22 protein-coding genes and 1 tRNA gene are annotated in these 18,184 nt (G+C 38.7%); 8 read left to right on the top strand and 15 right to left on the bottom strand.

The features are described 5' to 3' along the window. On the top strand, positions 1 to 196 hold a 196-nt coding region (locus K5677_RS13240; protein ID WP_296728881.1), incomplete at its 5' end, for a hypothetical protein. A 1,283-nt stretch (positions 197 to 1,479) separates the two neighbouring features. Here K5677_RS13240 and K5677_RS13235 read toward each other — a convergent pair. The 8 genes from K5677_RS13235 to K5677_RS13200 form a co-directional block, all read right to left on the bottom strand. After that, positions 1,480 to 1,638 carry a hypothetical protein gene (locus K5677_RS13235; protein WP_296728878.1) on the bottom strand — a complete coding sequence of 53 codons (159 nt, stop codon included), beginning with the start codon at positions 1,636 to 1,638 and terminating at the stop codon, positions 1,480 to 1,482. A gap of 64 nt (positions 1,639 to 1,702) precedes the next feature. Continuing rightward, positions 1,703 to 2,728, bottom strand: coding sequence for a hypothetical protein (locus tag K5677_RS13230; RefSeq protein ID WP_296728876.1), 1,026 nt, complete (start codon positions 2,726 to 2,728; stop codon positions 1,703 to 1,705). A 131-nt stretch (positions 2,729 to 2,859) separates the two neighbouring features. Beyond that, positions 2,860 to 3,669, bottom strand: a complete 810-nt coding sequence (locus K5677_RS13225) for a zonular occludens toxin domain-containing protein (protein ID WP_296728873.1) — start codon at positions 3,667 to 3,669, stop codon at positions 2,860 to 2,862. A gap of 209 nt (positions 3,670 to 3,878) precedes the next feature. Then, entirely contained in the window at positions 3,879 to 4,169 is a 291-nt protein-coding gene (locus K5677_RS13220; RefSeq protein ID WP_296728871.1) for a hypothetical protein, read from the bottom strand. A gap of 186 nt (positions 4,170 to 4,355) precedes the next feature. Further along, positions 4,356 to 4,721, bottom strand: a complete 366-nt coding sequence (locus K5677_RS13215) for a hypothetical protein (RefSeq protein WP_296728868.1) — start codon at positions 4,719 to 4,721, stop codon at positions 4,356 to 4,358. Beyond that, positions 4,722 to 6,176, bottom strand: a complete 1,455-nt coding sequence (locus K5677_RS13210; RefSeq protein ID WP_296728865.1) for a hypothetical protein — start codon at positions 6,174 to 6,176, stop codon at positions 4,722 to 4,724. Positions 6,177 to 6,260: 84 nt separating this feature from the next. Further along, complete coding sequence (locus tag K5677_RS13205; RefSeq protein WP_296728862.1) at positions 6,261 to 6,440, bottom strand: hypothetical protein; 180 nt, start codon at positions 6,438 to 6,440, stop codon at positions 6,261 to 6,263. Positions 6,441 to 6,519: 79 nt separating this feature from the next. Then, entirely contained in the window at positions 6,520 to 6,837 is a 318-nt protein-coding gene (locus K5677_RS13200; protein ID WP_296728860.1) for a hypothetical protein, read from the bottom strand. Positions 6,838 to 7,031: 194 nt separating this feature from the next. Between K5677_RS13200 and K5677_RS13195 the strand changes: the two genes are divergently transcribed. The 7 genes from K5677_RS13195 (at position 7,032) to pyrB (ending at position 13,003) form a co-directional block, all read left to right on the top strand. Then, on the top strand, positions 7,032 to 7,235 hold the full coding sequence (locus tag K5677_RS13195) for a helix-turn-helix transcriptional regulator (protein ID WP_296728859.1): 204 nt from the start codon (positions 7,032 to 7,034) through the stop codon (positions 7,233 to 7,235). After that, positions 7,235 to 7,480 carry a hypothetical protein gene (locus tag K5677_RS13190; RefSeq protein WP_296728857.1) on the top strand — a complete coding sequence of 82 codons (246 nt, stop codon included), beginning with the start codon at positions 7,235 to 7,237 and terminating at the stop codon, positions 7,478 to 7,480. The genes K5677_RS13195 and K5677_RS13190 overlap by 1 nt, the downstream gene beginning before the upstream one ends. Positions 7,481 to 7,751: 271 nt before the next feature. Next, a complete protein-coding gene (locus tag K5677_RS13185; RefSeq protein WP_296728855.1) occupies positions 7,752 to 8,267 on the top strand; it encodes an NUDIX domain-containing protein in 516 nt (171 codons plus the stop codon). Further along, positions 8,264 to 9,253, top strand: coding sequence for a tyrosine recombinase XerC (locus K5677_RS13180; protein WP_296728853.1), 990 nt, complete (start codon positions 8,264 to 8,266; stop codon positions 9,251 to 9,253). The genes K5677_RS13185 and K5677_RS13180 overlap by 4 nt, the downstream gene beginning before the upstream one ends. Positions 9,254 to 9,342: 89 nt before the next feature. Next, a complete protein-coding gene (gene asnB, locus K5677_RS13175; RefSeq protein WP_296728850.1) occupies positions 9,343 to 11,214 on the top strand; it encodes an asparagine synthase (glutamine-hydrolyzing) in 1,872 nt (623 codons plus the stop codon). Between the two features lie 15 nt (positions 11,215 to 11,229). Beyond that, a complete protein-coding gene (locus K5677_RS13170) occupies positions 11,230 to 11,898 on the top strand; it encodes an HD domain-containing protein (protein WP_296728847.1) in 669 nt (222 codons plus the stop codon). 22 nt (positions 11,899 to 11,920) lie between these two features. Beyond that, positions 11,921 to 13,003 carry an aspartate carbamoyltransferase gene (pyrB, locus tag K5677_RS13165; protein ID WP_296728842.1) on the top strand — a complete coding sequence of 361 codons (1,083 nt, stop codon included), beginning with the start codon at positions 11,921 to 11,923 and terminating at the stop codon, positions 13,001 to 13,003. Positions 13,004 to 13,035: 32 nt separating this feature from the next. On the opposite strand, the gene K5677_RS13160 is transcribed toward pyrB, so the two are convergent. From K5677_RS13160 to K5677_RS13130, 7 genes are all read right to left on the bottom strand, one after another. Then, complete coding sequence (locus K5677_RS13160) at positions 13,036 to 13,827, bottom strand: RnfABCDGE type electron transport complex subunit B (RefSeq protein ID WP_296728839.1); 792 nt, start codon at positions 13,825 to 13,827, stop codon at positions 13,036 to 13,038. A 15-nt stretch (positions 13,828 to 13,842) separates the two neighbouring features. Beyond that, positions 13,843 to 14,421, bottom strand: a complete 579-nt coding sequence (locus K5677_RS13155) for an RnfABCDGE type electron transport complex subunit A (protein ID WP_296728837.1) — start codon at positions 14,419 to 14,421, stop codon at positions 13,843 to 13,845. Beyond that, positions 14,418 to 15,092, bottom strand: a complete 675-nt coding sequence (locus K5677_RS13150; protein ID WP_296728834.1) for an electron transport complex subunit E — start codon at positions 15,090 to 15,092, stop codon at positions 14,418 to 14,420. Before K5677_RS13150 ends, K5677_RS13155 begins: the two co-directional genes overlap by 4 nt. Beyond that, positions 15,085 to 15,612, bottom strand: coding sequence for an FMN-binding protein (locus K5677_RS13145; RefSeq protein ID WP_296728832.1), 528 nt, complete (start codon positions 15,610 to 15,612; stop codon positions 15,085 to 15,087). Before K5677_RS13145 ends, K5677_RS13150 begins: the two co-directional genes overlap by 8 nt. Beyond that, positions 15,602 to 16,543: an RnfABCDGE type electron transport complex subunit D gene (locus K5677_RS13140; protein ID WP_296728830.1), complete on the bottom strand. Its 942-nt coding sequence runs from the start codon at positions 16,541 to 16,543 to the stop codon at positions 15,602 to 15,604. The genes K5677_RS13145 and K5677_RS13140 overlap by 11 nt, the downstream gene beginning before the upstream one ends. Positions 16,544 to 16,558: 15 nt before the next feature. Next, positions 16,559 to 17,836, bottom strand: a complete 1,278-nt coding sequence (rsxC, locus tag K5677_RS13135; protein ID WP_296728828.1) for an electron transport complex subunit RsxC — start codon at positions 17,834 to 17,836, stop codon at positions 16,559 to 16,561. A 208-nt stretch (positions 17,837 to 18,044) separates the two neighbouring features. Further along, positions 18,045 to 18,115, bottom strand: a tRNA-Cys gene (locus K5677_RS13130). Positions 18,116 to 18,184: the final 69 nt, after the last annotated feature.

Raw genomic sequence — 18,184 nt, 5'->3', positions numbered from 1 at the left:
TAATAATCGTGTTAGGCTTGAAAATCATGTACATCAGCTTCAAAGTAATATCCGTTTTAGGAATATAGATACTGTTGATTGTATTGAATTAATGTTAGCTCAACAAGAGCTTGAAACATTTAAAGAAATTACAAAACATATTCGTTTATTACTTAAACTTAATGAAAGGAATGAAGATAATGTTGATACCGAGTAGAAAAAAATATAAGTCATTCAAACGAAAGTCAGTTGTTGAAAATAACAGAGTTATTAATTTTCTTCAAATGGAATGTTACAAAGGTAATTTTCCTATGACCTGCGGTAAGTTATGTCCGATCTATAAAAGTTGTTGGTTCTGTGGTTTAAAACCTGTAAAGGAGTGATTTTTATGTCGTGTTGTGGAATTTTATGTTCTTGTGAGGATATTACTAAGTGTGTTGGCTGCGAATTTTACGAATTTGCTGTTGAATACATGAATGATTTGCTTGAATCTATTTTTTCGTCTGATGAGGAGTGATTTTTTTATGTTAGCAAAAGTGTTTACAGTTTTTATATTTGCGTGTATTTTATTTTTCATGCTTTCGCTTTTTTATTCATGCTATATAAAGAATGTGAAGAAAAGGCTTGAATCAGAAGAAAAAGAGTGCTATAATGATGATAATGAAATTTGATACAAAGTTTCACCAAATCAAAGTTTGGTGAAACTTTAGGTGGAGTTTCAACACTCCACCATATGCGCCCCAAAATTCCCTATCCCTTTTTGGTTTCGTCTTCTATCTGATTATATATTATCCATAATTGCTTTAAGGTATAACCCTGTGATTTTGCATATGACCATGCATACAAGAATAAGCCTACAAAAGCGATTAATAATAATATCAGAAGCGTAATTATAATTCTTATCATTTTTCATTCTCCTCAATAATAACCGTTTTCAATCATGTCTAATGATATATCATACGAAAGATTACATACTAATGATAAACAAGTACAAATTTTACCGAGATCATACGGACAATTAAAAATACAATCACGTATGATAAATTCATGTATATCTAATAAAGTCCACATAATTACTCCTTTCCAGACTTTATATCAGAAAAATCCCACAACTCTTTAAATGTACAACCATGCCAAAAACAATAAGCAAATGAAATAAGTAACCAACCTATTACACCAGATAAAGAAAGCCCAATAACTATTATAAATAAAACAATCATATAATTACTCCTTTACAGGCTTTAAGCCACAGAACCAACAGCTTTTCCTTATTTTACAGCTATCACATTGCATACTGTAATAACCCTCATAGCATTGTAATTGAATATCTCTTAATGCTCGGGTAAACAGGTTGCGCTTAATGCGCTTATTGCTTCTGTACTTTACTTTGCTTACTTTTGGAATAATCATAGGTAAACTCCTTCTTTGCTTTTCTTTTTTTAACTGCTGATATTACGCATAATGAAAGGTAAACAATTACCATAATAATAAATAATACTTTCATTTTTTATTCTCCTTTTTACACTTTTTATCGAATATACCAAGCATACTCCGTATATCCTCTGATACTTGTTTGAAGGTATTCAGACGCTCTATTGCACAGGCAAGCTCAAAGCAGTCTGTTTCATCTATCCGACGATAACGGATATTTGTTTGCATTTGTTTTACTTCCTGTTCAAGCTCCAACTGATTGTTATACAGATATGCATACAACAATGAAAATTCACTCTGACGCATTTTCGCTACCTCTCTTGAATATGTATTTAAAGCCGTTACTTTCTACAGCTTCTAAATTATCAAAGTCCATATCATCTATGACAATAAGGGGCTTTTTTAAGTTCCTACTATGCCAAAAGAAGCTACCGAATATTTTCTTACAGTCCTTAGTGATATACTTTGTAACATAAAATGCAGTATTCATTCTGTCACCGACAAGAGGCACACAGGTTGTAAAGCCAAACTTCCATGACTTCAAGTTATATACAGTTCGTCCACCATACAGACCGAGCTTTTCAGCACGATCATTGGATATTGGTTTCTTATGTCCTTCATACAGCTTAGTTCCACTATCTTCAAGCTTTATCTTGTCTGCTCTGAGGAGTCCATGAAAATGTATTCCGCCTTTTTTATGACGTTCAGCAATCATAAGATAAGACATATTATCACGTTTAACTCTATCTTTGAGCCAATTCTGAACAGGTTTGAGCAAGTCTTTAGGTTCTTTACTGTCAAATAACTCAGGGTTTATAGTTCCTGTAAAGAAGTAATCAAAGTCATTATTAAGGACGTAATCAAATATCTGGTCTTTAGCTCTCTTTACACTGTCTGCTCTCGGGTATGAGGTTGATTTGCTTTTCTCCTGTGGTATCTTCTTTTTGAAGTAATTATTACAGTAATCATAATCATGGATACTCATTCCGATATTAGTTAATCGACAAAGAAAATCATCATCATTCTCATATGATGTAAGTTCCCAAAAATCAGTTGACATAATTCCACACCTTTTAAGTATCGTATAGACTTTATCAATTTTATCTTCATATGCTTCACGCATAAGCTTTATATTATCTTGCTTTTGTTCGTCTTTGTTCTCTGTGTTCTCAGTTAATATATATTTATCTTTAAAAATGCTTGCCCGACTTACTATAGTATTTGTTGTTCCGTCGGTATATATCTTTGTTTTACTATTCCTGTAGACTTCTCCTGAAGTCTTAGGAGTATAGTCCACAAGCTCCTGTAAGTGGTTCATATATATCAACTCATTTCTGTTGCATTTGCAACATTTTCTTTAGGTTTGCCACTAATATGTGGCTATAATCAAGTAGAGCCACAGGCGGTGCGGTGGGGAGTGGGAGCCCCAAAGGGGCTCCCCTGCCCCACTCACCGCCGACGTTTTACAGCCTTCCTGTATGCTCTCTGACCTTCCTTGCTTCCGTCCATGAACTCTGCCGTAATTCCTTGATTCCTGAGTATTTCTTCATCTGACAAGTAATCTGCTGTAAGCAGTCCCTGTATAAGCTCTGTAGTGTCATACAGGTGTCTATATTGTTCTTTCTGTATTACTACCTCTGAATAGCTCGGAGAAGGATTGTACATCTTATTTGCTGTATACGCTTCATATTCATCTATACTGTATGTAACTATCGTATACAATCTTGTGAACGGATATTTACCTATAGCAGAACAAGTCTTTACTGTTGCAGTTATATCCCTTATCTGCTTATCCAAAAGATTGAATCGCTGTACTGTTGCCATTATCATCATGTGCCTTTTTCTGCACTGGCACAAATGTTGGAACACAGGTTTCGGAACACTGTTCTTTCCTGTGCTGAAATCTCTGGAATTGAACAAGGTACCTATCTCGTCAATCAGCACTAACGTATTCTTTGGAGCATTCAGAATATCTTTAGCTTCTTTAAGAGGTATAATTCTTGTATGCTCAGGGAAATTCTTTAGCTCAACATTTGTTAAGATATTTAGCTGTGGGTATTTTACAGCGTATTCATAAGCTCTCATAGTCATCATACTTGTTTTGCCTTGTCCGAATTTACCTGTATACAGGTGTATTCCCCACCCGGGGAACAACCTGTATTTTTGATAGTAATAATAAAGACAAAGGTCAAATACATAATAAAATATTACAACTGGCAGTTTCCAGAATTTTTTTAATATAATAATTATATTTGTCATTTCTTTTCATTCCTTATTTAAACAAATCTTTTGAACACGCTAACAGGAATTTACAGAACCATATGATAAACCATAGAGCTACTAATACCGAACACGCCATAGAAAAACACTGATAGGGATTCTTCGGAACGTAATCAAGATTTACTCCAAGCATATCAAACAATTCGTGCAGGGGATTCTCGCTGTAATCTGGATAGCCTTCTCCTACATCAACTATTGCTGTCACTGTTGAGGTTTCGGAAGACGTCACTAATATCGTAGTTGTCGTTTCCTGTTCCGTCGTTTCCTCTGTCACAGATTCTGTCGTTGTTTCCTCTATCTCCATTGTTTCCTCGTTCATCTGCGTTCACCTCACTTTCATTGAATACTGCTGACGGTATTATGTCTTCCTTTTCTTCTTTGAAATGCCATTTTACAATATCAATGAAGAAGCCCACCATTCCTACTGCCGCACTTATAAGATAAATTATTATAAAAATATATATTATTCCTCTTAACATTTTTAATCCTCATCTTTCGTAAAAAGTGTTATTATAAACCATATAAATAGCCTTAAAGACGCAAACGCAAATATCATTTGCCATAGAGAAAACGAAAACGAGCCGAATGTCAATTTACTTGCGTCTAACATTTGTACAGTCTTTGATACTGCTATACGCATATTTTCCATGGATTCACACTCCTTATTATGCAGGATCCGCAAGCTTAGAAACAAGCTCAAGAACCCATGTTATAATATACTTGATTACCATGATACCGATAATTAAGCCTATTACTATATACAGAAAACTTGCAGATAAGATATTCTCAGGTGTTAGTCCTAAAGCATTAACTATCTTTGTACCGATACCTTCAAAGAAGCTCTTAGGACTTTTTATGAATGTTTCAAAAATCCATACTATAGGTCCGAATAAAAGCCCTTTTGCACCTTCTATAAAATTATGGAATGTTTCATTACTGGATAGTTCGACCATTTCCTCTTGATCATTAACTAACATATTAACAACAAATGTTCCCGAGAATATCGCTAATATCCTTTGAAACCATTTCATTTACTTCACCGCCTTAATTAAGCCTATAGCAACTATACCTACAAATCCGAACAGTATAAGCAGATTATACTCCATAGGCAACAGTCCGAGAAGTCCCTTGAACCACCCGAAAAAGCCGCCATACGCTTTATTAACATTAATATTTGCACCGCTTGTACTTCCGTTAAGGTATCCAGAACCAGAGCCGCCGTTTTCCCATGACAATGTGCTTGCTCCTGTCTTGAAACCTTTAATAACTATGTTGCCATTTTCATCTTTATATGCTGAACCGTTTTCCCATAATCCTGAATTTGACGAATTCGGATTCCAAGCATATGAACTATCATGAGGATTTTTGTATTCTGGATTGAATTTCATAGGGTCAGTCATTGAGAAAGTACTTCTATATACTTCCTGTACATCATTCAACGTACCACATACTGAATATGTTCCACCAAGATTGTAGTTATCATAATAGAAACCGCTCATTTCTTCCATATCTGGATTTAGGCATGCGTAAACTACAACATCATATTCTTTATTAGCTTGTAAATCCATTGATTCCCACACCAAGCCATATGTTCTATTAGTACCGGAAGGAACTGCGTGCCAAGCACAAGCCGCATATATTGAATTTGCACTTGCTGTACTATCTCCTATATTTATAGCTGATAACGCTCCGAAGCTTTGCCATTCATCACACATATACACATAAGTTGGATCACCAATGATATTGTCTCTGCCTGTATATATCCATGTATTGAAGTTAAGGCTTTCTCCTTTGGGCACTATAGCCATACAAAACTGCGCGTCATCACCACGTCGATTATCTACATACATTATATTTCCGTCAGATGATGAAGGTATTCCATTATCACCTATAGTTTGCCTTGTCATAGTACCGCTCATAGGATATGCAAATGATACAGATAAATCAAGACTTGGTGTAGGTGGTTCAAAGTTTTCTTCATGGCTTACTAAGCCAGAGCCGTCACTTCCAAAAGTGCGAGTAACCCCAGTTCCTGAAAAAGATTTATAATTAGCACCAATTAATATATTACCAGTCTGTTCAGTTTCTGAGCATCTTATCTTCCAATCATATTGGTTACTTGTATCAACACGGCGAGTGTATATAATAGCATTACCACCATTCAATGTAGGTCTAACTATACGATACTTATAGGTATAATTACCGCTAATATAATTTTCGTCAATACTCTCATAATCATCAAAAATAAGACAATCAGTATAGAAATATGAATCTTGTCCAGTTACAAAATAATACATCTTGTCATTACCATAGTACGAAAGAATATCTTCAAGAGTAATATATCTATTGCCCTTTGTTTCATTTGGTACACCTACCTCAGCTTGAACTGTTGCCGCATTTGCTTGTATTGGTTTAATGAATAGTGGACTTGCTATGTATAACATCATAGTTATGATTGCTATACATGATATAATAATTTTCTTCATAAAAAATTACCCCCTGTCGGATATGACAGGGGGTAAACGACATACGGAGACATATGTGGGCAGTGCCCCCCTGCCGTTTTCAGTTTACTTTACAGCATTTGAACTCTTTGTGAAAAGTCCTATTGCCCTTCTACCGATTGCGAAACCAATGAAGATAATGCAGATAGGATTTGAGGTAACAAATGTAAGTACAGAAGTAAGGGCTGTACCAACATCAGTCATTGCATCACTCACATTGATTGCGTTACTTGTTGTCTCTCCCATTTTATTGGCTCTCCTTTCCTTACAGATTTTATTCCAACTTTTTGAAAGTTGACTTTCAAAAAGGTATGGACTTACTTTGTTATTGCTTCCGCAGTGCGAACCATACAACGGAAAGCTTATCCCCTACAGGGGCATAATTAAGAATTACTTCTCTGTTGAGAAGCGCAGTCAGCGCCTTGTCTACTGCTTCATCGGTCTCAGGTACTTTAAGTATCTGCGCAAGCTGTGCAAGCTTCATCTTCGGTTCAACAAACTGTGAAAAACCTCTTACGTCAGTATTTGGATTAGCGTCCGTTATAAAACGCAAATCTCTGTTGCTGTACTCGACAAGCTCGCCTGTCTTTTCGTTTGTGAATGAACCTACTTTCCTTGTGTAACCGATAAATAATGTTTTCATTTCCTTTTTCTCCTTTCCCCTCGGTTAAAGGGATAATTAATATTTAGATATATCCTATAAGTTATATACTAAGATAAAAAATATATAACCTTTAGGTTATATTTACTATAACATAACTTATAGGTTATTGTCAAGTCCTTTAGGATATATTATAATAACTTTGGAGTTATAAACAAAATGAAAGGTTGATTCTTATGCATTATAACAATAATTTAAAGATAGCACGTTTAGCTTCAAAGAAGACACAAGAAGAAGCCGCAGAATATATGGAAACTAACCAAGTTCAAATATCAAAATGGGAACGAGGTATACAAGATATTACATTGCATAAAGCCGCAAAATTAGCTGATTTTTATAATGTTACTATTGATTATTTAGCAGGAAGGAGTGAAAAATAATGAATCCTTTAACATTATGGATTATAATAATTGTAGTAGGTATTGTACTTATAATTACTATATGGACTTTAAAATTAGCTTTTAAAATTAAAAGAAGAACAGACGAGCGAGAACACCAGAAAAGAACACAACAACTTCTACAACAACAACTACAAATGCAACAGCAGATGTATTGGCAACAACAGCAGTTTATGCAACAGCAACAACAGCAACAACAGAGACCGCCGCAGAACAACAGAAGATAATGCGGTGTCTCCGACGGATTGAAATATGTTCTATTCAAGATATGTAACGGGGGAAACGGTTCCTTTCCCCCGTCCGACACTCTTTTCTTCTACACTAATTCTTGTGCGCTGTAGCGCGCCCCCTTCCCGCCTTACGGCATATCTGAAAAAGGAAAAAGTGTCTTAGGCGCTCCAGTAACAAAAAAAGCCCTGCGACTTCGCAAGGCTTTAATTTACGTAATTAATCAAAGTTTGGTGAAACTTTGATCAAAAAAATAAGGGGGTTTGATCAATGAAACAATTATTTAAAATAGATCTAAAGGATTATGATGAAAGCTATAGATGCTATAAACGACCATCTGTCAGAGGCGTAATTATTACTCGCAATAAGGTCGCGATGGTTTATAGTGACAAGTATGACTATTATAAATTTCCAGGCGGCGGAATTGAAAATGATGAAGATCATATTGAAACTCTTAAACGTGAGGTTCTTGAAGAAACCGGATTAACTGTCTTGGATAGTTCTGTTCGTGAGCTTGGCTCTGTAATTCGTATACAGAAAAGTCGATTTGCTGAAAACGAAATATTTCATCAGGAAAACTATTATTATCTGTGCGATGTTGAGAATTTTGTTAGATCCCAGTCGTTGGACGAATATGAGCTTGATGAGGGATTTTCTCTGAGATTGGTTTCTCCAAAAGATGCTATTCTTACAAACCGCACACATGATCACGGTGATTACGACCTTATTCTTATCGAGCGTGAATCTCGTGTTCTTGAATACATTATTGAGAATGATTATTTATGAAAAATTTAAACAATAACTCCAATCCGGAATTTTTAAACGAATATCTTGTGCATATCAAAATAGTTCAGCTCCTTGCACAGCGTACTATTGAAGAATATTATACTGATATAAGACTTTTCCTGAGATATATTCACGAAAGCAATCTTAATACGGGAAAAGATATTGAGGATATTGATATAAGTGATATGACAGTTGAAGAACTGAAAAAGATCAGTGTTTCTGATATATACAATTTTATTTTTTATGCCTCTGATGAGCGTCAGAACAAAGACAGAGCACGCTACAGGAAAATATCTTCTTTGCGAAACTTTTTTAAATATCTTGAAAAGGTAGCTCATATTATTAAGGAAAATCCTACAAAAGATCTTGATATTCCTGTTCCGAGGACTTCCCTGCCGAAATTTCTTTCTCTCAATGAAAGTATGCGGCTTCTTGAGGCTGCTGATACTGCTGATTCAAAGCGCGATTACTGTATAATAACATTATTCCTTAACTGTGGAATGCGTCTCAGTGAGCTTGTCGGAATTGATATAAAGGATATTGATTTCTATGAGAATCGCTTGAAGGTGCTCGGAAAACGCAGCAAAGAACGAATGGTTTACCTTAATGATGCCTGCGTAGACGCTTTAAAAAAGTATCTTGCTATAAGAAAAAGTAATCCAAAGGCGGCTGATGAGCCTGCGTTGTTTATAAGCAACCAGAACCGCAGAATTTCTAAGCGCAGAGTTCAGCAGATCGTTGAGGATATGATACAGAAGGCTGATCTTGATGGAAAAGGAATTACAACTCATAAGCTGAGACATACTGCTGCAACTCTAATGTATCAGTATGGTGATGCTGATGTGCTTACACTGAAGGAGCTTCTCGGTCACGCAAGCATTTCCACAACGGAGATATATACTCACCTTAATGATGAAAACGTTAGAAATGCAATTGAAAGCAATCCACTTTCTAAGATAAAGTCCGATAAATCTGACGATAAATAATTTAAAACTTTAGTGTTGCAAAATATCTTTATTTGTAGTATAATATTTTGGGAGATTTAATCGCTTAGATAATCGGAGGTCACGTATATATGTGCGGAATCGTAGGTTTTACGAATAATATTGACAATTCAAATGACGTTCTTGAAAAGATGATGGATCGTATAAAACATCGCGGCCCTGACGCTGAGGGCAAATACATAGATGAAGATATTGCGCTCGGTCATCGCAGACTTAGCATAATCGATGTAAGCTCTACAGGCGACCAGCCGATTTTTAACGAGGATTCCTCGCTGGTCATTGTTTTTAACGGCGAAATATATAATTATAGAGACATCCGTCAGGAACTTGTTAAAGCAGGACATACTTTCAGTACGAATACTGATACTGAAGTGCTTATCCACGGTTATGAAGAATTTGGCGAAAAGCTTCTCAATAAGCTCAGAGGTATGTTTTCCTTTGTTATCTGGGATAAAAATAAAAAGGAACTCTTCGGTGCACGAGATTTTTTCGGGATCAAGCCAATGTATTATGCCAATATGAATGGTGTATTCATGTTTGGTTCTGAGATAAAGAGTTTACTTGAGCATCCAAAGTTTACAAAGGAGCTCAATACGTCAGCGCTTGAGAACTATCTCACCTTTCAGTTCTCCCCTACTTATGAAACGTTTTTTAAAAATGTTTACAAGCTGCCGCCTGCACACTATTTTAAGTTAAAGAACGGACATTTTGAAGCCAAGCGCTATTGGGACGTTCATTTCAATGCAGACGAAAAGCCTGACCTTGATGAATGGGTAAACAGAATATCAGATACATTCCATAATTCTGTTGAAGCACATAAAATTGCCGATGTTGAAGTTGGGTCGTTCCTTTCGAGCGGTGTTGATTCAAGCTATGTTGCAGCTATTGCCGACGTAGACAAGACCTTTACGGTCGGCTTTGGCACTGATGAAAAATATAATGAGATAGGCTGGGCTAAGAACTTCTCAAAGGCTATTGGCAAGGAAAATATCAGCAAGGTCATTACTCCCGAGGAATACTGGGATAATCTTTCCATGATACAGTATCACATGGACGAACCGCTTGCGGATCCTTCTGCTATCGCACTTTATTTTGTGTGCAATATTGCTTCTGAAAAGCTGAAAGTTGTTCTATCAGGAGAAGGAGCAGATGAGATTTTCGGCGGATATAATGTTTACAGCGATCCTGACGGAACTATTTATGACAAGCTCCCGAGAGCTGTAAAACGCGGAATAGGTGCGATTGCTTCAAAACTGCCTGCAAAGCGCGGAGTAAATTTCTTTGTACGTAAGGGCAAGGATGTTGAGGAGCGCTTTATCGGCAACGCTTATATGTTCAAGCCAGAGGAAAGAAAGGCACTTCTGAAAATTACTACAGACGCTCCTGATCCGACAGCTATAACAAAGCCGTTTTATGCTAATGTAAAGGATAAGGACGACGTTACAAAAATGCAGTATCTCGATCTGCATATGTGGATGGCAGGAGATATCCTCCTAAAAGCCGATAAAATGAGCATGGCTAATTCTCTTGAGCTTAGAGTTCCGTTCCTCGATAAGGAGGTAATGGCTTTAGCTGAAAGGATACCTACGAAATACCGTGTAACTCATGATAAGGGAACTGACGAGACCAAGTATATCACCAAATATGCTATGCGTCTTGCCGCAAAAAAGGATACTCCCGAGCAGACTGCAAAAACAGCAGCTAAAAAGAAACTTGGTTTTCCTGTGCCAATAAGAGTTTGGCTTAAAGAAGATAAGTACTATGAGCTTGTAAAAAGCTATTTTGAAAGCGAAAGCGCAAAGGAGTTTTTCAATACTGCTCCTCTGCTCAAGCTTCTTAACGACCACCGTGAGGGAAAGAATGATAACAGCCGAAAGATATGGACTGTATTCATTTTCCTTATCTGGTACAAGGTCTATTTTGAAAATAACGGAAAATATTGATCAAACGGAGATAATATGGCAAGTAAGGTAACATACAAGTATATTAAACAGAATCCAGACATAATGGAATATATACAAAGAGCAGACAGCGCTCTTGAAGCCCTCGGATATACCGAGCATTCATTTCCTCATGTTGAGCGTGTGGCTCATACATCTGCACTTATCCTTGAAACTCTGGGATACGATGAAAGAACAGTTGAGCTCGCAAGGATAGCTTCTATAATGCATGATATAGGCAATGTTATAAACCGCGTTGACCACGCGCAAAGCGGTGCTGTAATGGCATTCAGGCTTCTGGATAATCTCAGTATGCCTGCGGACGAGATATGCTCTATAATCTCGGCTATAGGCAATCACGATGAGGGTACGGGACAGCCGCTTGACGCAATATCTGCGGCAATGATAATCGGCGACAAAACAGATGTGCGCAGAAGCCGCGTCCGCAACACAGACCTTCTCACTTTTGATATCCATGACCGTGTAAACTATGCCGTTGTACAATCAGCTGTAAAATTCAACGATGATAAGTCATCGATCATTCTTGAGCTTCAGATAGATACTGAAATATCATCTGTTCTTGAATATTTTGAGATTTTTATGAAGCGTATGCTCCTTTGCAGAAGGGCTTCAGAGTTTCTTGGAGTTCAGTTTGAAATGATAATCAATGACAGTAAAATACTGTAATAATATAACGGAGGTACAAAATATGATTTCGGAATATCAGCATCTTATTGACCTGAACGATTATCCTGTTTCATGGTGGCAAAAAGTGGTTGAGCTTGGAGAAAAGATATATCAGTCCCCTTCTGATTTCGCACATGAATGTGATGGAAAGATAATGGCTACACTTTTCTATGAGCCTTCCACACGTACACAGATGTCCTTTCAGGCAGCTATGATAAGACTTGGCGGTCAGATAATCGGATTTGATAATCCTGCAAATTCATCTGTTGCCAAAGGTGAGACTATAAAAGATACCACAAAGATCGTCAGCAATTATGCAGATGTTCTTGTAATACGTCACCCGATCGCAGGAGCAGCTAAGGCAGCTTCTCTTACCGCTGACTGCTCTGTTATCAACGCAGGTGACGGCGGACACCTCCACCCGACTCAGACACTAACAGACCTGCTTACACTAAAAATAGAGAAAAAGACTCTCTCAGGACTTACTATAGGTATGTGCGGAGATCTTCTCAATGGAAGAACTGTTCATTCACTTTGCAAGGCTCTTAGTATGTTCCCGGATAATAATTTTGTGTTCATTTCTACAAAAGAGCTTGGTATGCCTGCGTACATAAAGGATATAATAAAAGCAAACGGAAGCAAGTACAAGGAAGTCAAGACTATTGAAGAAGCTATAGGAAGTCTTGATGTATTATATATGACAAGAATACAGCAGGAACGTTTTGCAAGCGAAGAGGAATACCTCGCTCAGAAGAATACATATGTTCTTGACAGAAGAAAAATGCTGGGTGCGAAAAAGGATATGATAGTAATGCATCCCCTTCCAAGAGTTGACGAAATTACAGTCGAGGTTGACGATGATGAACGTGCAATGTACTTCAAACAGGCAAAATACGGTATGTATGTGCGTATGGCTCTTATACTGACTATTCTCAGAGAAAAAAAGTCATCTGAAACTCTCAAAGGAAAGCTGTTCAGCGGAGTCCGCTGCTCAAATCCGAAATGTATTACAAATCATGAGGAATACCTTCCAAAAAGCTTCCGTTCAAGCGGAGATGAAACGCTTCTTGAATGTGAATACTGTGATGAAAGAAAGCTTATATGATAAAAAAGCCACAGCTTAGCTGTGGCTTTTTGTTATGAATTGCATCTATGTATTACTTTTGCAGGACATGATTCAATGCAGATGCCACAGTTTGAACAGTTGCTGTGGTCAATAGCAGCATGAAAATTATTTACGATAATAGCCTCGTTCGGACATTTCTTTTCACATATCTTACAGCCGATACAACCGTTTTTACATACAAGCTTTGTAGTTTTTCCGTTATCACCTGAAGAACATAAGACGTCAATGCATTTTGATAACGGCTTTATCTCTATAAGCTGATTGGGACAGACAGCTGCGCATTGTCCGCAGGCTCCACAAAGAGAAGGTGTGACTTTAGCGATTCCGTTTACGATTTTTATTGCGTTATGCTCACATACAGTAACACAGTCGCCAAGTCCTATACAGCCGTATTTACACATTCCGCTGCCGCCGTAAAAGCGTTTAACAGCCTTACAGGACTGAACTCCGTCGAAAATGAATGCCTTTTCTGTTGCATTGCAGTCACCGCTGCAATGTACTACAGCTGTCATTGGAACAACTTCTGCTGCTTTAGTTCCAAGAATAGAGGCTATTTTATTTGCGGAATCGCTTCCGCCGGGACGGCAAAGGTTAGTAGCTGCCCCTTTATTGATAATAGCCGAAGCATAATCCGAGCAGCCTGCAAATCCACAGGCTCCGCAGTTTGCCTGTGGCAGTGCATCATTTATTTTCTCGATCCTTTCATCGACTTTGACATAAAAGATCTTTGCTGCTATAGTGAGGAGAACACCGGCGAGTATACCGCAGCCTCCTAAAATAAGAGCAGGTATAATATAAGTCATAGTATTAACCCTCCCTTATTTTATAAGTCCTGCAAAGCCCATGAAGCTTATTGAAACTATAGAAGCGGCAATAAGCGTTGCGGGAACGCCCTTAAATGTCTCGGGAATATCCGCGTATTCAAGCTTTTTGCGTACTCCGGAGAAGATAATCAGCACTATCATAAAGCCGAGTCCGCCGAAAAGTGCGTTGATAATTGACTGGAAAAATGTATAATCGTTGTCGATATTAAGAACTGTAACGCCAAGAACCGCACAGTTTGTGGTTATAAGCGGCAGATAGACGCCGAGAGAGCTGTATAGCGACGGAACACATTTTTTCAGGAAGTTTTCTACCAACTGAACAAAGAGCGCAATTACAAGAATAAATACAACTGTGTCGAAGTATTCCAGTTCGTTTGGAACGAGGATTCCGTGGTGTATCGGATATGTAACTATAGTTGCGCATATCATTACAAAAGTAACTGCAATACCCATTCCTGCCGCGCTGTCAAGCTTTTTTGAAACGCCGAGAAACGGACATATTCCCATGAATTTTGAAAGAACGAAGTTATCTGTCAGCATAGCTGAAAGCATTATTGCGAGTATGGTCTTCAATGACAGTCACCTTCCTTTCCACAGTTCTTAGCATTTGGACAGGTGCTGCAGCCAAGCTCCTGAGGCGGCTTTTTATTTTTAAGTTTATTTACAGCCGCGATTATCATTCCAAGAGTGAAGAAGCCTCCTGCCGGCATAATAAAGAACAGCATTGGATTTTCACTGAGTACAGGCAATTTCATTCCAAGCCACTGCCCTGCCCCGATAATCTCTCGTATAGAGCCCATGAGGAACAGCGCCAGTGTAAAGCCAGCACCCATACCTATTGCGTCAAGTGCAGAAGCTAAAATACCGTTTTTACTTGCGAACATCTCTGCTCTGCCAAATATGATACAGTTTACAGTGATAAGTGTAAGATAAATACCGAGACTGTCATAAAGGCTCGGCACAAAGCCCTCAAGCAAAAAGCCGATGAGAGTAACAAAGCTTGCGATTATAACGATAAAGGCAGGTATTCTGACCTTATCGGGAATAACCTTTCTAAGGGCAGAAATAACTATGTTAGAACCGAGAAGAACAAAAGTTGTCGCCAGCCCCATACCTATGCCGTTCATGGCTTGAGTAGTGACAGCAAGAGTCGGACACATACCCAGCAGCATAACAAGAGTCGGATTTTCTTTTATTATGCCTTTAGTAAGCTCTTTTACAAGCGGAGTTTTCTTATCAGCCACCGAGTATCGCCTCCTTGTTCTCATTGTATGCCTTAATTGCAGTATCGACTGCGTGTTTCATTCCATTGGAAGAAAAAGTAGCACCGCTTATAGCGTCAAAGCTATCTGATGGTGAATCAAGTCCATAAAACTGTTTTCTGAAATCAGCTTCATCGCGGATTTTTGAACCTAAACCAGGAGTTTCACCAAGTGAAACAAATTCAATTCCTGTGATACTTCCCTGCTCATCAAATCCAACAAGTATATCTATGCCGTCCTTTGAATAGCCGTCTGTACATACCTGAAGGACTGCTTTTTTATCGGGGGTTACAGCTATCGTCTGTATCTCATCATAGCCGCATTTCAGCTCCAAGACCTTGCTTTCGGTCTTTCCGAAAAGAGCTTCAACGCTGCTGCTGAATTTCTGAGACTTTTGTTCTGCGATACGGTCTTTTGTAAGTTCATATGCAAATACAAGAAGCAGAGAAGCTATTATACATATTATTGTAAGTACAACAGTAGGTTTTACCTTATCCTTCATTCTTCTCAGCCTCCTTTGCACCAAGTACCTTAGTTCTTGTAAGCTGCTCGATATACGGAGTAAGAACGTTCATAAGGAGAATCGAGAAAGAAACTCCCTCAGGATACGAGCCGAATCGCCTGATGATAAATGTTATGATACCGCAGCCAAGTCCGAAAACGATCTTTCCTTTGGTGGTAATGGGAGTTGTGGCGTAGTCAGTTGCCATGAAGAAAGCCCCCAGGAAAACGCCTCCTGCGAGTATCTGATATACAGGATCAGAGCCGCTGATCCAGCTGAGAATGAATAGACTGCCGATGAATGAGAGTGGAGCTGCATGGGAGATTATCTTTCTTGCAGCAAGATAAAGTCCGCCTATGAGAAGTGCAAGAGCGCAGGTCTCACCGAGACAGCCGCCGCACTTTCCGAGGAATAGATCAAGGTATGATACGGCATTGTCAGTTCCTGCAAGAGGAAGCGGGGTTGCACTTGATATAGCGTCAAGGTCTGTGTGGGTGAATGGCTCTACCCATTTTGTCATTGCCGCAGGGAAACTTATCATAAGCACGATTCTTGCGGTTATGGCAGGATTTGCGAAGTTCTGACCAAGTCCGCCAAATAACTGCTTTACAATGACTATTGCAATAAATGAGCCTATAACTGCCATCCAGTATGGCAGAGTCGATGGCAGATTCATAGCAAGTATAAGTCCTGTGACAACAGCGGAAAGATCAGCGATAGTATTGCTGCGTTTCATCATTGCGCGGCATACGTATTCAAAGAATATGCAGCTTCCGATACAGACCGCAGTCAGAGGTATAACACGCATACCAAAGAAGTATATCGCTGCCCCCCATGCAGGAAGAAGAGCGATAATAACGTTCAGCATTATATTTGTTGTTTTAGTGTAGTTTTCGTCATGTGGGGACGGCGAAACAATAAGCTTATTCATTGATTATCCGCCTCCTTACTTTCGTGGGATAAGTGCTTTTGCAAGCTGATTGGTTTCTGCAAGCTTTCTGTTTGCAGGACAGACATATGTACAGCTTCCACAGTTCATGCAGAGCATAACTTTGAGCTGTTTAAGTTCTTCTATATTGCGTATCTTAAAAGCTCTGTCAATATCTGCTGGCATAAGTCCGAGGGGACATACTCTTACACATCGTCCGCAGCGGATACAGTTGGATGTTTTACGCTCGTCGTAATGGTTGAAAGCAAGGAGAGCATTTGAAGTCTTGACTACAGGCATTTCAATATCAGGAACACTCATACCCATCATAGGACCGCCTGCAATTAGCTTTTTTATAGAAGCTGTATCGGTTTTACAGAATTCCAGAAGCTCCCTGAACGATGTGCCTATAATAGCACGAACGTTTTTAGGCTCTCCTACTGCATTACCGTCAATAGTTAGACGGCGCGTAACGAGTGGCATACCTGTCTGCATATAACGATACAGAAAAGCAACTGTGGAAACATTCATAACGATAACGCCAGCATCGGCAGGCAATGAGCCCTCGTTTACTATTCTGCCCGTAGAATTATAGATGATGACTTTTTCAGCACCCTGAGGGTAAGCAGACGGCAAAGTGATTATATCTATGGTATCATCATTTTCTGCCATAGCAGTAAAGTTTTTGATAGCCTCTGGCTTATTGGCTTCGATAGCGAGCTTTGCTGACTTTATGCCCAGCTGAGACTTTACCATATTTATACCGTTGATAATATCCTGTGGGTTTTCTATCATCTCTCGGTAATCGGCAGTTATGTAAGGCTCGCATTCAGCCGCATTGATAATCAGTGTATCAATATCAGCTTTGGGATTCAGTTTTATATGTGTGGGAAAACCGGCACCGCCAAGTCCGCAGGCTCCGCTCTGACGAACAGCTTTTACAAAGCTTTCCTTATCTGTGACAACAGGCGGCTTTACTTCATCTGATATAGTCTGGAGACCGTCTGTTTCAATTTCTATCATTTTACATACTGTTCCCACAGCGCTGCGATAATCACTTATTGCAGTGACTTTACCCGAAACGCCTGAATGCACGGGAGCACTGAATGCCGCGTCAGTATCGCCTATCATCTGACCAACAGCAACATTGTCACCAACCTTTACTAACGGCTGACATGGTGCACCCATAGTCATTGACATAGGGATTGTGACTTTAGAAGGAACAGGAAAATCTACAGTAGAACTGTTTTCTGTATTTTTACGGTGCTTAAGCTTTATACCGTTAAGCTTTTTCATAAAATTCTCCTTGATATGATGGCTTGATGCTTGCCATTTTATTTTCGGTAAAAATGGTCCTATTGAGAAATGGTCAAAAGAGCCCATACATTAATATTATATATTAAAAATGATTAATATTCAAGAGGTTTTTACAAAAAAAATAAGATTTGTTTAAAGAAAAAGTAGGCAAAAAATAAAAAGCATCTGCTTTTGCAGATGCTTTAAGAGGCGCCACCCAGATTTGAACTGGGGATCAGGGTGTTGCAGACCCACGCCTTACCACTTGGCTATAGCGCCGTTTTTGGAGCGGATTACGAGGCTCGAACTCGCTACCTCCACCTTGGCAAGGTGGCGCTCTACCAGATG

The sequence above is a fragment of the Ruminococcus sp. genome, from assembly GCF_024684275.1.
Note: the sequence above shows the minus strand (reverse complement) of the source record. Positions and strands in the feature narration are given on the sequence as shown.

Coding starts and splice junctions, on each gene's coding strand:
- K5677_RS13235 (WP_296728878.1), bottom strand. CDS start 1,638: ATGCAAACAAATATCCGTTATCGTCGGATAGATGAAACAGACTGCTTT.
- K5677_RS13230 (WP_296728876.1), bottom strand. CDS start 2,728: ATGAACCACTTACAGGAGCTTGTGGACTATACTCCTAAGACTTCAGGA.
- K5677_RS13225 (WP_296728873.1), bottom strand. CDS start 3,669: ATGACAAATATAATTATTATATTAAAAAAATTCTGGAAACTGCCAGTT.
- K5677_RS13220 (WP_296728871.1), bottom strand. CDS start 4,169: ATGTTAAGAGGAATAATATATATTTTTATAATAATTTATCTTATAAGT.
- K5677_RS13215 (WP_296728868.1), bottom strand. CDS start 4,721: ATGAAATGGTTTCAAAGGATATTAGCGATATTCTCGGGAACATTTGTT.
- K5677_RS13210 (WP_296728865.1), bottom strand. CDS start 6,176: ATGAAGAAAATTATTATATCATGTATAGCAATCATAACTATGATGTTA.
- K5677_RS13205 (WP_296728862.1), bottom strand. CDS start 6,440: ATGGGAGAGACAACAAGTAACGCAATCAATGTGAGTGATGCAATGACT.
- K5677_RS13200 (WP_296728860.1), bottom strand. CDS start 6,837: ATGAAAACATTATTTATCGGTTACACAAGGAAAGTAGGTTCATTCACA.
- K5677_RS13195 (WP_296728859.1), top strand. CDS start 7,032: ATGCATTATAACAATAATTTAAAGATAGCACGTTTAGCTTCAAAGAAG.
- K5677_RS13190 (WP_296728857.1), top strand. CDS start 7,235: ATGAATCCTTTAACATTATGGATTATAATAATTGTAGTAGGTATTGTA.
- K5677_RS13185 (WP_296728855.1), top strand. CDS start 7,752: ATGAAACAATTATTTAAAATAGATCTAAAGGATTATGATGAAAGCTAT.
- K5677_RS13180 (WP_296728853.1), top strand. CDS start 8,264: ATGAAAAATTTAAACAATAACTCCAATCCGGAATTTTTAAACGAATAT.
- asnB (WP_296728850.1), top strand. CDS start 9,343: ATGTGCGGAATCGTAGGTTTTACGAATAATATTGACAATTCAAATGAC.
- K5677_RS13170 (WP_296728847.1), top strand. CDS start 11,230: ATGGCAAGTAAGGTAACATACAAGTATATTAAACAGAATCCAGACATA.
- pyrB (WP_296728842.1), top strand. CDS start 11,921: ATGATTTCGGAATATCAGCATCTTATTGACCTGAACGATTATCCTGTT.
- K5677_RS13160 (WP_296728839.1), bottom strand. CDS start 13,827: ATGACTTATATTATACCTGCTCTTATTTTAGGAGGCTGCGGTATACTC.
- K5677_RS13145 (WP_296728832.1), bottom strand. CDS start 15,612: ATGAAGGATAAGGTAAAACCTACTGTTGTACTTACAATAATATGTATA.
- K5677_RS13140 (WP_296728830.1), bottom strand. CDS start 16,543: ATGAATAAGCTTATTGTTTCGCCGTCCCCACATGACGAAAACTACACT.
- rsxC (WP_296728828.1), bottom strand. CDS start 17,836: ATGAAAAAGCTTAACGGTATAAAGCTTAAGCACCGTAAAAATACAGAA.